The sequence below is a fragment of the Microvirga terricola genome (assembly GCF_011777495.1).
Taxonomy (GTDB): Bacteria; Pseudomonadota; Alphaproteobacteria; order Rhizobiales; family Beijerinckiaceae; genus Microvirga; species Microvirga terricola.
Genome location: NZ_JAATJS010000001.1, coordinates 340,370 through 355,064, shown reverse-complemented (window position 1 = coordinate 355,064; position 14,695 = coordinate 340,370). Strand labels below are relative to the sequence as shown.

General features: G+C 63.7%; 11 protein-coding genes. 7 read left to right on the top strand and 4 right to left on the bottom strand.

The window, feature by feature from the left end; genetic code table 11:
* Positions 1-19: 19 nt before the first annotated feature.
* The 3 genes from HB375_RS01600 to HB375_RS01590 all read right to left on the bottom strand — a co-directional run bounded on the left by HB375_RS01600 (position 20) and on the right by HB375_RS01590 (position 6,299).
* A complete protein-coding gene (locus HB375_RS01600) occupies positions 20-2,044 on the bottom strand; it encodes a CHASE2 domain-containing protein (RefSeq protein ID WP_246728287.1) in 2,025 nt (674 codons plus the stop codon).
* Positions 2,045-2,102: 58 nt separating this feature from the next.
* Positions 2,103-5,744 carry a FecR domain-containing protein gene (locus HB375_RS01595; RefSeq protein WP_167671202.1) on the bottom strand — a complete coding sequence of 1,214 codons (3,642 nt, stop codon included), beginning with the start codon at positions 5,742-5,744 and terminating at the stop codon, positions 2,103-2,105.
* A 159-nt stretch (positions 5,745-5,903) separates the two neighbouring features.
* A complete protein-coding gene (locus HB375_RS01590; protein WP_167671201.1) occupies positions 5,904-6,299 on the bottom strand; it encodes a response regulator in 396 nt (131 codons plus the stop codon).
* A 437-nt stretch (positions 6,300-6,736) separates the two neighbouring features.
* On the opposite strand from HB375_RS01590, the gene HB375_RS01585 reads away from it, so the two are divergent.
* Positions 6,737-7,474 carry a glutamine amidotransferase gene (locus tag HB375_RS01585; protein WP_167671200.1) on the top strand — a complete coding sequence of 246 codons (738 nt, stop codon included), beginning with the start codon at positions 6,737-6,739 and terminating at the stop codon, positions 7,472-7,474.
* On the opposite strand, the gene HB375_RS01580 is transcribed toward HB375_RS01585, so the two are convergent.
* On the bottom strand, positions 7,471-8,904 hold the full coding sequence (locus tag HB375_RS01580; protein WP_167671199.1) for a helix-turn-helix domain-containing protein: 1,434 nt from the start codon (positions 8,902-8,904) through the stop codon (positions 7,471-7,473). The genes HB375_RS01585 and HB375_RS01580 overlap by 4 nt on opposite strands.
* Before the next feature lie 187 nt (positions 8,905-9,091).
* Between HB375_RS01580 and aceA the strand changes: the two genes are divergently transcribed.
* From aceA to HB375_RS01550, 6 genes are all read left to right on the top strand, one after another.
* Complete coding sequence (gene aceA, locus HB375_RS01575; RefSeq protein WP_167671198.1) at positions 9,092-10,408, top strand: isocitrate lyase; 1,317 nt, start codon at positions 9,092-9,094, stop codon at positions 10,406-10,408.
* A gap of 47 nt (positions 10,409-10,455) precedes the next feature.
* The gene (locus tag HB375_RS01570; protein ID WP_167671197.1) at positions 10,456-10,665 is read left to right on the top strand and encodes a DUF4170 domain-containing protein; all 210 of its coding nucleotides are present in this window, start codon (positions 10,456-10,458) and stop codon (positions 10,663-10,665) included.
* Between the two features lie 190 nt (positions 10,666-10,855).
* The gene (gene osmF / locus HB375_RS01565) at positions 10,856-11,770 is read left to right on the top strand and encodes a glycine betaine ABC transporter substrate-binding protein OsmF (protein ID WP_167671196.1); all 915 of its coding nucleotides are present in this window, start codon (positions 10,856-10,858) and stop codon (positions 11,768-11,770) included.
* 43 nt (positions 11,771-11,813) lie between these two features.
* A complete protein-coding gene (locus tag HB375_RS01560; RefSeq protein WP_425515151.1) occupies positions 11,814-13,019 on the top strand; it encodes an ABC transporter permease in 1,206 nt (401 codons plus the stop codon).
* On the top strand, positions 13,012-13,950 hold the full coding sequence (locus tag HB375_RS01555; RefSeq protein WP_167671195.1) for an ATP-binding cassette domain-containing protein: 939 nt from the start codon (positions 13,012-13,014) through the stop codon (positions 13,948-13,950). Before HB375_RS01560 ends, HB375_RS01555 begins: the two co-directional genes overlap by 8 nt.
* The gene (locus HB375_RS01550; RefSeq protein ID WP_167671194.1) at positions 13,947-14,693 is read left to right on the top strand and encodes an ABC transporter permease; all 747 of its coding nucleotides are present in this window, start codon (positions 13,947-13,949) and stop codon (positions 14,691-14,693) included. Before HB375_RS01555 ends, HB375_RS01550 begins: the two co-directional genes overlap by 4 nt.
* The last annotated feature ends 2 nt before the right edge of the window (positions 14,694-14,695 follow it).

The window sequence follows — 14,695 nt, the reverse complement described above, 5'->3', positions numbered from 1 at the left end:
AGCCGTCCGACATCGACGCTCAACCTTTTTGGGGATGGGCTCCCCCGCGCTCTGAAAACCGCGCAGTCAGACGGGTGTAATAGGTCGAGAGCGAGGGCGCGAGGATCTTGCACCGTTCAATCAGCACGGCGGCTTCGTCGAACTGTCCGGCGCGCAAGGCGGTGAGAAGGCGTGGGTGGAGGGTTTCGAGGTCGGCAATCATCGGCGCCGTGCGCTCCACTGCCGGAGCGACGACGGTGAAGATCGCGGATTCGGTCGCCCGCCCGCGCACGGCGATACGGTCGAGTTCGATCAGGACATAGTGATTGCGCACGGCCTCAGCCGTTGCGGGGCCCAGAATCAGCGAGACGCCATATTCCTTCGACAGGCTTTCCAGCCGCGAGGCGAGGTTCACCGCATCGCCCAACACCGAATAATCATAGCGCCAGCGCGAGCCCACATTGCCCACCACGCAATCGCCGGTGTTGATACCAACCCCGACCGCGAAGACGGGCGCGGTATCGCCTTGCTCTTTGCGCAGCACGCCGTTCAATTCGGTGACGGCCTCCATCATGCGCAGCGAGGCGCGCACGGCGCGCAAGGCATGGTCCGGCGTCGGCAGCGGAGCGTTCCAGAACGCCATCACGCAATCGCCCATATATTTGTCGATGGTGCCGCCCTCGGCGAGGACCGCTTCCGACAAGGGATCGAGCAGGCGGTTGATGAGGCTCGTGAGCCGCTCGGGCGAATCCTTCAGCTTTTCGGAAAGCGTCGTGAAGCCGCGCACGTCGCAGAACAGGATCGAGAGATTGCGCCGCTCGCCGCCGAGCTTGAGCGCACCGGGATCGCGCGCCAACTGTGCCACGAGTTCCGGCGAGAGATAGCGGGAGAAGGCCTCGGAAACCGCGTGGCGCATCTGCCGCTCGCGGGCGAAGTCGAGGCCGAAGCGCGTACCGAAAACCGTGAGCGTGGCGGCCACGGGCAGCGCGGGCGCGGCCCAGACGCGCCCAAACCGCAAAAGGGCCCACGCGCCGAGAACGAAGAACAGGACGCTCCCGCACGCGACAAGACCGGTCCGCCACGAAACGCCGCGGCGACTGAGGGCTGCGGCGGCAAGGGCGGCAGCAAGCACCAGGCCTGCCATCGCAAGACGCGGGGCGGGCAGGGCGTAAAGGCCGTGTTGGAGATTGTCGAGAATCGTCGCATGGACCTCGACACCGGCCGTGAGGTTCTCGTCGGTCAGCGTATAAGCGGTCAAAAAGCTGTCCGGCGTGCCGCTATCGGCCGAGGTTGCTGCCTTCAGGCTCAATCCGACCAGGACGATCTGGTCCTTGAAACGGCCGGGCGGCAGAAAATTCTCGGGGTCCAGCGCCTGGTAATAGGACACCGTTGGGTAGGTACGGGACGGCCCGAAATACTGAATCAGCGCGCCTTCCGGCGGCGGTGTTGCTGCGCGCCCACTGAGCCGCAATGCCTGCGCCGCAAAACCATCGGCATAGGTCGGCATGCGGCGTAGATAGGCGTCTCCATCGAGATCAACTGAGGTCACGCCGGGGCTGACGTCCGCATCGAGAAAGGGGTCGATTGGATTGACGCGCGTCGTCTGGATGCCCTGATCGAGTGGAGTTGTGACGTCATCCGCCGCCAGCACCACATCCGGGCCGAGTGCTTCGGCCAGTTTCTCGTCCGCCTCGTCTTCCGAGGGCTCGGCGAAGATGATGTCGAAGGCGATGACCTTCGCACCCGCTTTGCGCAGGCTCTCGATGAGCTTCGCGTGCAGATCGCGTGGCCAGGGCCAGCGTTGGCCCACTTCCGAAAAGGACGGCTCGTCGATGGCGACGATCACGGCTCCCGGTTGCGGTGGGCGCGGCGGCCCGACAATCGAGAACAAGTCGTAGAGCCGCATCTCCACCAGATGGAACGACTTGGTGAACGACACGGGGATCAGGAGCGCCCCAATCAGCGCTGCCATGGCGAAGTGACGCCAGGGCGAAGCCGCGTCAGTGGTTCCCGACGCCGCTGCGCCCTTGCTGCCTACGGACCCGATGGGCGCGGCCATTGTCATCGCATCCGCTCTTTCATGACGAGGTCGGACAACCGGGCTCAAGTCGTCCCATCATGCGCTAGAAACGCGCCTTGATGGTAGCGGCAAAGGTGCGTCCGGTTCCGGGCACGCCCGGTGCGAATTCGAAACGCTGATTGAAGAGGTTGAGGAAGGTCAGGCCGAAGAGCATGCGTCGGTCCGGCGTCTCCCAGGTAATGTTCGCGTCGGTGGTCCAGTAGTCGTCGAGTTTCAATCCCGCGAGATTGCCTTTGCGGTCGCCGACGAAGGTCGCGGCGACGGCGACCTTGAGGCGGCTCGGATGAGCGAAGGTGACACCCGCCCGCGCGAAGCGGCCCGAAACGAAGGGGATGTCCGCGCCGAATGAATCGCCCGAGCGGACATCGCTCGACAACGTGCCGACCGTGCCGAAAACGCCGAAGCCGTACCCGAGCCAGAGATTGGCCGTCGCCGCCAACCGGTCGATGCGGCCTTTGTCGATGGAGACGGTGTCGAACGTGTTGATGATGGGAACCTCGAGGCCCTTCACGTCCTGCCGCTGATATTCGACTGACGTGAAAAGTTGCGGCGTCCATTCCGCATCCCAGCGCAGCGCCATCGTGTCGGTGCGTCCGCCGAGCGATACGGGGAGATTGTTGGCAGCAAGGCCCACCGTCGTCACCGGCGATAGCGTGAAAGACACAGGCAAAACGCCGTCACGGCGATAGGCGGCGCGCAGCCATTGTCCGTCGAAGGGGGACACGCCGATGCCGATGCGCGGCGCGGCCGTGTCCTCCGAGCGGCGCGATCCGATATCGAGGAAGTCCCCCTCGATCCCGGCCTGGATCTCAAAACGATCCGAGGGGCGCCAGAACATATCGGCGTAAAGGCGCGTGGCCTGGAACGTCGTCTTCGTCCGATCGTCGATATCGACGGTGTCGAATTCGTTGGTCAGGAAGTTGAAGGTCAGCGAGTTGCCGAGAACGCGCCCGAACGTCCGGCCCTTCTGTCCCTCAACGCCGTAGTGCAGGGTAAAGTCGCCAAAGCCGACCACGTGGCTCAAGGCTGCCGTGACACCTTCGGTTCGGTTGCGGGCCCATTGCTCGCCGGAAACGAGGAACGGGAAGAGATCAAGGCTCGCGACCTTGGAATAGCGCTGGTCGATGCCGCGAATGGCATAGACCGCGCCGGTCAGTACGTTCCGGTCGCCGAAGCTGTGGCTCCAGCCCGCGCCCGCCTGCAGGGAGGTCAGCTCCTGCGTGCCGGTGAAGAAGCGCGTGGCGTTGTCGACCTTCACCAGTCCAGGCTCGAGGGTCGAGGCTGAGCCGAAGACCAGGAAGCGGTCGGCTGCGGAGGGCGCCATGCCGATGAAGAAGGAGGCGTTGCTCGTGTCCTCCTTGTCTAGCGAGTTCTTCGGACCCACGAGCGCGCGGCCTGCCGCGAGCGAGAACGACGTTGGCACCGGCTCGTTCGAGAAGCCCTGTACGCTGGCATCGGCTTCCCAGCCGACCCGGTTGTTGCGGACGAGAAGGCTGCCGCCGAATTCCGTGTCGATGAAGGGGCGGCGCAACAGGTCGGTTCGCCCAGCGCGACCCGAGACAGCCAGCGGATCGAAGAAGAGCCCCTGGATCGTCAGCGTGTAGGACGTCAGGTCGAAATCATCGCCTTGCGCGGATGAGATCGTCGGCCTGGTGGCGAAGATGCTGGGGCGTCGTGCGGCCGCCTGGTCGAAATAGCTTGAGCCGGTGAAGGGGTCGAACACGCGGTCGCCGTAAAAGCGCGCCCATTCGTCGAGATTGAGAAACCGATAGGCCTGCGCCGGGTAGGAGCCCGCCTGACGGTTTACCGCAATGCCCGCGAAGTCGCCGCCCCGCTGGCGGAAGCGGCGCACGGCCTCGCGTGCGCTCACGATGGCCTCGTCGGCGCGGTATTGATCGAGCGCGATGGCGGTGCGGACGATGGACACGACCGGATCGTTCGGGTCGAGCCGGTCGGCGTTGTCGAGCGCCTGTTCCGCAAGCTCCACATCGTCATTCTGGTAATAGGCGATGGCAGTCAGGAGCAGACCTTGCGAGTAGGCCGGATTGGCTGTGGAACCCGCAAGGATGGCTTCCAGTCCCTTTGCCGTCTCGCCCTTCTGAAGAAGGTAGCGGCCGAGCGCGATGTATCCGACATTAAAGGAGGGATCGATGGCGAGCGCCTTTTCGATCAGCGCGCCGGCCTCATCGACACGGCTCTGGTCGAGCAGCAGGATCGCGAGATTGGCGTAGGCGACTGGGCTTTCCGGATCTTCCGCGATGGCGCGGCGGAACGCCTCCTCGGCGGCGAGCGGCCGGTCCTTCGTCGATTCGAAAAGGCCGATACCATTCCAAAGGTCGGTATTGCCCGGCGCGACGGCAGCGGCGCGGCGCAGATCAACAATGGCCTTGTCGATCTCGCCGTCGATCTCGCCTCTAATGGAGGCTTGGGTCAGGATGACGTTCGGATCGTCCGCGTCGATGGCGACGGCGCGCTCGACCGCCTTGCGCATGTCCTCGCGCTGGTTGAGCGCCATGGCAAGCTGCGCGGCGAAGATCGCGACGCGAGCATTGCGCGGAAAGCGCTTCTCGGCCTCTTTAATGATCTTCGCCGCCGCAGGCAGCCCCTCGCGGAAGGCGACCACATAGGCGTGGGCCAGCACCGCTTCCGGCTCGTTGGAGTTCAGTTTGGGTTCGGGCTGAACCCGCTTGGGATCGGCGAGCGATTGCGTGATGTAGCGGCCGTAAATCGCGCCGACGCGGCGCTTGGCATCGAGGCCGCCTTGTTCCGCCCGCGCGAAATGGGTGGCAGCGTCCTTCCAGCGCCTCTGTGCGGCGGCGAGCACGCCTTCGACCAGTTCGGCTCGTGCCCGCTGCGTTCCGCTCAGCGAAAAACGGCGCGCCTCGGCGAGCGCCTGAGTCGCGAGGGGGCGACCATCGAAGTAGGAGGCGATTTCGGCGAGGCTCAGCCAGTCCTCCGCCTTGCGCCGCTCGGAGGCTATGGCCTCGATCCGCGCGCGCTCGGCGCGCAGTGCCGGCCCCTCGAGCGGGGAGAGCGACATCGACGTGAAGGCGTCGCGAAGGGTCATGTAAAACAGCATCTGCTCGCGGTCGTCGGAATTCACGAGCACGAACTTCGTCGGCGCGGCTCCGATGGATGCGACCGCACCCTCGCCCTGGCGGACCGTGACGGACCCTTGTGCGTTCTTCAGCTCGACCACGCCTTCGAGCACGACGAGCGCGGTTTTTCCTGACCCGTCAACGGTGAGCGACCAGTCGGTGCCGCGGATTGCCGCCACCGCAGCCGGCGTCTTGACGTCGACGCCGGTGCCCCCGCGCGCGGCACGCGCCCAGATGTTGCCGCTCTGTAGATCGAGCTGGGTCGTCCCAGCGTCATTTTTCGCGACGTCGCTGACGGTCAGGGTCGAATTGCGCCCGACCCTGATCTGCGTCCGGTCGGCAAACAGAATGGCGAGATTGCCGATGGCGTTGGTGCGCAGGGTGTCGCCGCCGAGAATATCCTGCTTCAACTCTGCCGCGCGCCAGTTGTCCTCCCGCACGAAGCGAAGTTCTTCCCCGCCCTTGGCGGCAACGATGGAACCGGCAGCCGTAGCCGAACGCGCCACGGGAGACTGGGCGTGTGCTGCCGTCAGGCCGATCGCGAGAGCGCTCGTCGTAATGAGGAAACGGAGAAAGCGGGTTTTCATAGGAAAAGAGATGACAAAGTTACAAAGTATCCCAAGGGCACCAGGACCTTAGCAGGGATGAAATAACTTTAAAGCCGATTCCGCGGTCACAAGATGTGTTTCACGACACATTGTGAATAACGTAACGGAATGTGTCGAGGAAACCCGCTCTGCTTAAATTTAACTGCCGCGGGCGAGCAGGAGCTTTTGCTTAAGATCGTGCTGAGCAAAGGGTTTTTGCAGCACCGGGCGGTCGCGGAAGACGTCCCGAATGCCCGCGCTGCCGTAGCCGGTCGAGAAGACGAAAGGAATGGAGCGCGCGGCCAGCGCCTCGGCGACCGGATAGATGGGCTCACCCGCCACGTTCACGTCGAGAATGGCAAGATCGACCTTTTCCCGTGCCACCACCTCCAGCGCCGCCGACAGCCGCGCCGCCGGGCCGACCACCTCGCAACCGAAATCGAGCAGCATGTCCTCAAGCAGGAGAGAGATCGCGGCTTCATCCTCTACAACGAGGATACGCAGGCCCGTGAGGCCGCCTGTCGCGGTTTCTGTCACGATTTGTCTTTCTTCCATGCGAGTGGGCCGCAAGGCCTTTTGCAGCTATCGAGAGTCGCTCGCTTGTACCATTCCCGTGCGTCGTCGCAAAAGGCAGGCGGAAGCCAACGGATCACGTGCAGCCCAAAGCCTTGGGACTATATGCAAAGATATAGCGTCGACAAAGATTGATAAAAAGCTCCGTCTAGTCAATGCGTTGGTCTTAAGTCCTAAGACACTCGCTGCGATTGCGCCGCGATTTCCCTCCCTTCCGGATGATCGACATGAGGAGGAGATAGATCTTAAGGATAACGGTTAAGGTTTTTCTCACGGGCCGGCGGGTGGGGGCCTACGCTGAAAAGCTTGCGGAGAGCGTCACAGCGCCGAATAATCGGCTATGCCCATCACGCCACACCTCCCTTCCTTGCCTCGCCAGACAGCCGAATTCGACCGCAGCGCGCCATCGGGCCAACGCCATGGCTGAGCCCGCTGACAAAGCGCCGATCCTCGTCGTCCTGCACCAGGAGCACTCCACGCCGGGGCGTGTCGGGCGTCTCTTGTCGGAGCGGGGTCATGCCCTCTACATTCGCCGCCCGCGCTTCGGCGATCCGCTGCCTGAGACGCTCGCGGAGCACGGGGGCGCGATCATTTTCGGCGGACCGATGAGCGCGAACGATCCAGACGACTTCATCAAGGCCGAGATCGACTGGATCGACGTGCCGCTCAAAGAAAAGAAGCCCTATCTCGGTCTTTGCCTCGGCGCGCAGATGCTGGCGAAACACCTGGGTGGAACGGTCTGGGAGCATCCCGATGGCAAGGCCGAAATTGGCTACTACCCGCTCTTCCCGACGGATGCCGGCGAGGCGCTGAGCGAGCGCTGGGGCATCTCCTGGCCAAGCCATGTCTATCACTGGCACCGGGAGGGGTTCGATTGTCCGCCGGGCGCGGAAATGCTTGCGACGGGCGACGACTTTCCGACTCAGGCCATCCGGGCGGGCGAAGCGGCGTTTGGCCTGCAATTCCACCCCGAGGTCACGCATGCCATGATCTGTCGGTGGACGGTGCGCGCCGCGGAGCGTCTGTCGATGCCCGGTGCGCAGGATCGCGCGCGTCAGATCGAGGGCCGTCTTCTCTACGATCCGCATGTCTCCCGCTGGCTCGACCTGTTCCTCGACCACTGGCTCGACGGGGCGAGGTTTGCTGAGCAAACTTAAGTCGCGTCGAACTCGAACGGTGACACGCCGCGTTTCATCTCGTCCACGATGAGCGAATGCATCAGCGGCGGCGCGGCGCGCTGCGGGCATCCGACCCGCTCGCACAGGCGGCAATTGATGCCGATGGGCGTCGGCTCCGGCGAGGAGAGGTCGAGCCCGCGCGCATAAACGAGACGGTGGGCATATTTTAATTCGCAGCCCAGCCCTACGACGAATTGCGGATCGGGTGTGCCCCAGGGGCTGAAGGCGCGCTTCACCGAGCGCGCGACGGAGAACCAGCGCGAGGTGTCCGGCAATTCGATGATCTGCGTCACCACCTGGCCGGGTGTCTTGAACGTGGCGTGCACGTTCCAGAGCGGACAGGTGCCGCCGAACTGCGAGAAAGGAAAACGCCCGGACGAGAAGCGCTTGGAGACGTTGCCCGCCGAATCCACCCGCACGAGGAAGAATGGGATGCCGCGCGCGCCGGGACGCGCGAGCGTTGTGAGGCGGTGCGCCACCTGCTCGAAACTCGCGCCGAAGCGCGCGCCCAGCACCTCCACATCGTAGCCGAGCGCTTCCGCCGCCGTGTGGAATTTGCGGTAGGGCATCATCAGCGCGCCCGCGAAGTAGTTGCCGAGCGAAACACGCAGCAGACGCCGCGCAGGACCCTCTACCGGCTCAAGTCTCGTGGCGAGCGCATCCAACGTCTCACGCATCTCGGTGAAGGCGAGTTGATACGCCGCCTGGAAGGTGCGGCCCGCGGGCTCGACCATTTCGGAGATCAAGAGTTGACGCCGGTGATGATCATACCGGCGCAGCGTGTCGGACATGATGTCGACCGGCATGATGCGCACGCGGATGCCGTGCTTCGCATTGAGTCGCTCGGCAATGGCGTAGAAGGGCTCGTGTCCTGTGAGCTGTAAATCGGAGGCGAGCGTTTCGGCGGCTTCGTCGAGCTCGGGAAAATAGTTTTTGGCTTCCTGAATCAGATCGCGGACTCGGTCGACGGGGTTGTCGCGCGGCGCATCCTCGGCGCGGTCGCGGTCGCTCAACGACGGCATGCGCGCATCGCTTGCGCCGCGCATGGCGACATAGGCGCGATAGAGCCGGTTGATCGCGTCGACGAGTGTGGGCGCGCTCTCCACCGTCTCGCGCAGCTCAAGCCGCGCGACGGGCGCGTTGCGAAACAGCGGGTCGGCAAAAACCTCGTCCAGCTCCGAGATCGTGCGCTCGTGATCGTCGGTGGCGAATTCTCGCGGGTCGAGCGAATAGGCGTGCGCGAGGCGGATCAGTACCTGGGCCGTGATGGGCCGCTGGTTGCGCTCCATCAGGTTCAGGTAACTCGGCGAAAGACCCAGCTCCTCGGCCATGCGGGCCTGGCTGAGGTTGCGCTCACGCCGCAGGCGTTTCAGGCGCGGACCGACGAAAAGCTTTCGGCTCTCATCCATTTGTAAATAACTTTACAGTTTTACATACCGTGATCTGTCATTGTGTGACAGCGCGACTTTTCTTCGAAATTCCTTCGTTGAACGGGGCGATGGCTTCCGAATTAATACGAGACATCGCCCTGCCAACACCATGAGATTGGAACCGGCAGGCGCGCTTTGTCAACGGATGTAAATGGAAGAAAAGATAATGAGCGCCCAAGCCAAGCCGTCCACGTTCGAAGCCCTGATCCCCTCGGCTCCCGCCGGGCGGTTCGATGGGGTCCGCCGTCCTTACTCCGTGGACGATGTGCTGCGGCTGCGCGGCTCCTTCCCGATCGCGTACACGCTCGCCGAACGCGGAGCGAACCGGCTGTGGCAACTGCTGCATGAGCGTCCTTACGTCCATTCGCTCGGCGCGATGACTGGCAATCAGGCCATGCAGATGGCGCGTGCGGGTCTCGAGGCGATCTATCTTTCTGGCTGGCAGGTGGCGGCGGATTCCAACGTCGCTGGCGCGATGTATCCCGATCAGTCGCTCTATCCGGCGAATTCCGGCCCGGAGCTCTGCCGCCGCATCAACCGCGCTCTTCAACGTGCCGACCAGATCGAGCACGCCGAAGGCGGCGCGAAACGCGACTGGTTCCTGCCCATCGTGGCCGATGCGGAGGCCGGATTCGGCGGACCACTCAACACCTTCGAGATCATGAAGGCCTATATCGAGGCGGGCGCGGCGGGCGTGCACTTCGAGGATCAGCTCGCGTCGGAAAAGAAGTGCGGCCATCTCGGCGGCAAAGTTCTGATCCCGACCTCGGCGCATGAGCGCAACCTCGTCGCCGCGCGCCTTGCCGCCGACGTCATGGGCACGCCGACTCTCATCATGGCTCGCACGGATGCGGAATCGGCCAAGCTCATCACCTCCGACGTGGACGAGCGCGACCGTCCCTTCATCGAGCCCGACAGCCGCACGCCGGAAGGTTTTTATCGCCTCAAGGACGGCACCGGCCTCGACCATTGCATAGCGCGCGGCCTCGCTTACGCGGAATACGCAGATCTCTTGTGGTGGGAGACCTCGCATCCGGATCTCGACGACGCGCGGGCCTTCGCGGAGGCCATTCAGAAGCGCTATCCGGGCAAGCTTCTGGCCTATAACTGCTCGCCTTCGTTCAACTGGAAGAAGAAGCTCGATGACGCGACCATCGCCAAGTTCCAGCGCGAACTCGGCGCCATGGGCTACAAATTCCAGTTCGTGACGCTCGCCGGCTTCCATCAGCTCAACTTCGGCATGTTCGATCTGGCGAGCGGCTATCGCGAGCGCGGCATGGGCGCGTATTCGGAACTCCAGGCCCGCGAATTCGACGCCGAGGAGAGTGGTTACACGGCGACCCGCCACCAGCGCGAGGTTGGAACCGGCTATTTCGACCAGATCTCGGTGGTGATCACCGGCGGCAAGTCCTCGACCACCGCCATGGGCGACTCCACCGAAACCGCCCAGTTCCACACCAAGAAACTGCAGGCTGCCGAATGACACGCGAAACTCATCCAGGCGAAATCCATCCCAATCGGAGAACGAACATGAACCAGTCCCGCTTTTGGGTCGTCGGAGGCGAATATACCTCCACCGATTTCGAAACCCTCATCAAGGGCACGGAACGAATCGCGGGCCCGTTCGACAGCCGAGGTGACGCGGAGCGCACTTGGCGCGCTCTGTCGGAGGATTACCGTCCGCTGGCCCGTGTCCGCTTCACCATCGCACAAGAGCCCCCCGCGGCCCTGAACGCCTGACGGCGGCCAGAGCCCACACCGGTCCCGTCGTCGATCCTTCGACCGGCGGCGGGTTCGCCTTTTGGGGGACCCGGCTGCTCAAAATTTGTCGTGGGCGGGGGCCAACTTACCGTACGCCCCCTCTGCCACTCCGCGATGCGTGACCTAGAACAGGAAAGCTGCTCAGTCGCCGTTGCTGGAGAGGGTTCCCATGAAAGCCGCCCTGAAGTCCTTAACCGTCGCGCTGGCCCTTGGCCTCGCCGCCGCAACCACTGCCAAGGCCGATGTGGTCGTTTCTTCCAAGATTGACACGGAAGGCTCGGTTCTCGGTAACATCATCCTACTGACGCTCAACGCCAACGGCATCAAGACGCAGGATCGCATCCAGCTCGGTGCGACGCCTGTGGTGCGCAAAGCCATCACCGCCGGCGAGATCGATATCTATCCCGAATATACTGGCAATGCGGGCTTCTTCTTCAACAAGGCGGACGATCCGGTCTGGAAAGACGCGAAGAAGGGATACGAAGCTGCCAAGATGCTGGACTACGACGCCAACAAGATCGTCTGGCTTCAACCTTCACCCGCCAACAACACCTGGGCCATTGCGCTCCGCAAGGACGTCACCGGGCAGAACAAGCTCGTGACCCTGTCCGATTTCGGCAAATGGGTCGCAGGTGGCGGCACGGTGAAGCTTGCGGCCTCTTCCGAGTTCGTCAATTCAGCCGCGGCGCTGCCGGCCTTCCAGGCGGCCTATGGCTTTACCATGAAGCCGGACCAGCTCATCGTTCTCTCCGGCGGCGACACAGCGGCGACCATCAAAGCGGCGGCCGAGCAGACCAACGGCGTGAACGCGGCGATGGTCTATGGCACCGATGGCGGCATCGCGCCGTCCGGTCTCGTGGTGCTCGATGACGACAAGAGTGTGCAGCCGGTCTATGCGCCTGCGCCGATCATCCGCGAGGCGGTGCTGAAGGAAAATCCGAAGATCGCCGAGGTTCTGAAGCCCGTTTTCGAATCTCTTGACCTGACCACCTTGCAAGGCTTGAACGCCCGTGTTCAGGTCGGTGGTGAGGCGGCGAAGGCTGTCGCGGCGGATTATCTGAAGTCCAAGGGCTTCATCAAGTAACCGGACATCCCAAACGGGATTGCGGAGAGAAGCCAGGCCGATTGTGAACGCGATCTCTCCCCACACCAGCGCGCCGCGCACGGCATCCGCCGGCGCGGCTGTTTCTCTGGATCGGCTCGGCAGCGTCGTCGCCGTGCTGATCGGTGTTGCCCTGTTTGTTGCACCCTTCGTGACCTATCGCGCCAACCGCATCGTGGCGGGCGAGGCGCGCATGGTGCTCGATGCGCTGCCGATGACGCTTGCCATCGGCGTCATGGCCGCTGCCCTCGGCGTGGCGCTTGTCTCAGTCACGATCCGCCAGCCAATCATCCGCCTCGTGGCGGCAGCGTTGGGGCTCGCGGTGATCTTCGTCGCCGTTGGCCGCGCGCCTGCGTTCCTGACGCCGCCCGGCAACACCTTTGCGCGGATCTCGCCCGCCTTCGGTTTCTGGCTGCTGACGCTCGCCTTCGCGTTGCTTGTTGCCGATTCCATCACGCGCCTGCGGCTCGGACCCTTTGCGCGGCTTGGGGCGTTCGCCGTCGCGGCTGCCGCGCTCGCCCTGCTGCTCGTATCCGGCGCGTGGGATGGGCTCTCGCTTCTGAAAGAATATGCGACGCGGGCAGACAGCTTTTGGCGCGAGGCGCGCCAGCATGTGTTTCTTGCACTCGGATCGCTTGCCGCCGCGGCGCTCGTGGGCCTACCGCTCGGCATGGTGTGTTATCGCGTTCCGCGGGTGAAAGCCGCGATTCTACAAATCCTCAACATCATTCAGACCATCCCGAGCATCGCACTCTTCGGCCTTCTGATGGTGCCGTTGAGCATCCTCTCGGCAAAGGTGCCGCTGGCGGCCTCACTCGGTATCCATGGCATCGGCGCGGCGCCTGCTTTCGTGGCGTTGTTTCTTTATTCCCTGCTTCCCGTCGTCGCCAACACGGTCGTGGGGCTGGAGCAGGTGCCTGCGTCCGTCATCGATGCGGCGCGCGGTATGGGGCTCTCAACGCGCCAGCGGCTATGGCAGGTCGAATTGCCGCTTGCCTTTCCCATCATCCTCACCGGCATCCGCATCGTGCTCGTGCAGAATCTCGGGCTTGCGACGGTCGCCGCGCTCATCGGGGGAGGGGGCTTTGGCACCTTTGTCTTTCAGGGCATCGGCCAGACCGCCATCGACCTCGTGCTGCTCGGCGCGATCCCGACAGTCGCGCTCTCCTTCATGGCGGCGGTGATCCTCGATGCGGCCATCGATCTCGCAAAGGGTCCGGTCCGTGATTGAGATCCAAAGCCTCACCAAACGATTTGGCGATACGGTTGTCGTCGACGACATCTCGCTCACTGTGGATGAAGGCACCATTTCGGTGTTCGTCGGCACGTCAGGCGCGGGTAAATCGACCCTGCTGCGCATGATCAACCGCCTCATCGAGCCGACCTCCGGCCGCGTGCTGATCGACGGCCAGGACACGATGGCGATTCCTGAGGACGATCTCAGGCATCGCATCGGTTACGTGATTCAGGGCTATGGGCTTTTTCCGCATCGCACAGTGAGCGAAAACATTGCCACCGTTCCGCGCCTTTTGGGGTGGGACAAGAAGCGTATCGCCGCGCGCGTCGAAGAACTGCTCGATCTCTTTCAACTCGACTCGGGCGAGTTCGCAAGAAAGTATCCGCATGAATTGTCGGGCGGACAACAGCAGCGTGTCGGCGTGGCGCGGGCGCTTGCCGCGAAGCCCGCGCTTCTTCTGATGGACGAGCCCTTTGGCGCTCTTGATCCGGTGATCCGCCACAAGGCGCAGGATGATCTTTTGGCGATTCAGCGTCGCCTCGGCACCACCATCATGCTTGTGACGCACGATATGGACGAGGCATTTCATCTCGGCGACAAGATCGCGGTGATGGATCAGGCGCGCCTTTTGCAATATGCGACGCCCGCCGAATTGCTGACGCGCCCGGCGGAAGAGTTCGTCGAAAAGCTTGTCGGCACGGCGGAGCGGCCCTTCCGGCTGCTGGCGCTTGGTAAGGTGCGCGAGGCCGTCGAGCCAGGTGCGGCGACGGGCAAGCCCGTATCTGCCTCCGCGACCTTGCGCGAGGCGCTGTCGCAGCTTCTCTGGATGGGGCGTGAGAAGCTGCCTGTCGTGGATGCGGATGGCACGCCTCTCGGCCGGATCAGCATCGGCGGTATTCTCGCCCATGGACGGCAGCCCGCATGAGCGCCGGGCCGATCCTCTGGCGGCTCGCGGCCCTGGTCCTCCTCGTGGTCTTCATCACGAAGCCGGAGCTTTTCGCGCCGCTCTTCGAGCCGCTGACGATCAACAACGCCCCGGCGATCTACAACCAGGGCAGCCTGCTCTCCCTGACGCTGGCGCATCTCGGTACGGTCTTCAGCGCCGCCCTAGCAAGCGCGATCATTGCGGTGACGCTCGGCATCTTCGTCACGCGGCCCTCCGGGCTCGAATTCCTGCCGCTGTCGCGCAGCCTCGTGAACATCGGCCAGACTTTTCCGCCCATCGCGGTTCTGGCCATTGCCGTGCCGCTCGTCGGGTTCGGCGAGAAGCCGACGTTGATTGCGTTGTTTCTCTACGGCCTGCTGCCGATTTTCGAGAATACGCTGAGCGGCCTCACACAGGTCTCGCCGCTGACCCTGGAAGCAGCGAAGGGCATGGGCATGAGCCTGAGGCGACGTTTGATGGAGGTGGAATTGCCGCTCGCCCTGCCGGTGATCCTGGCAGGCATCCGGCTCTCGGTCGTCATCAGTCTCGGCACCGCAACCATCGGCTCGACGGTGGCGGCGAAGGGGCTCGGCGAGGTCATCATCGCCGGGCTTCAATCCAACAACATGGCCTTCATTCTGCAAGGCGGCCTTGTGGTCGCCCTGCTGGCTGTGTTGACGAGCGACGCACTCATGGCGGTCGAGCGGTTTGCGGCGCGCAAACTCGGCCAATCGCCGTCGTGACG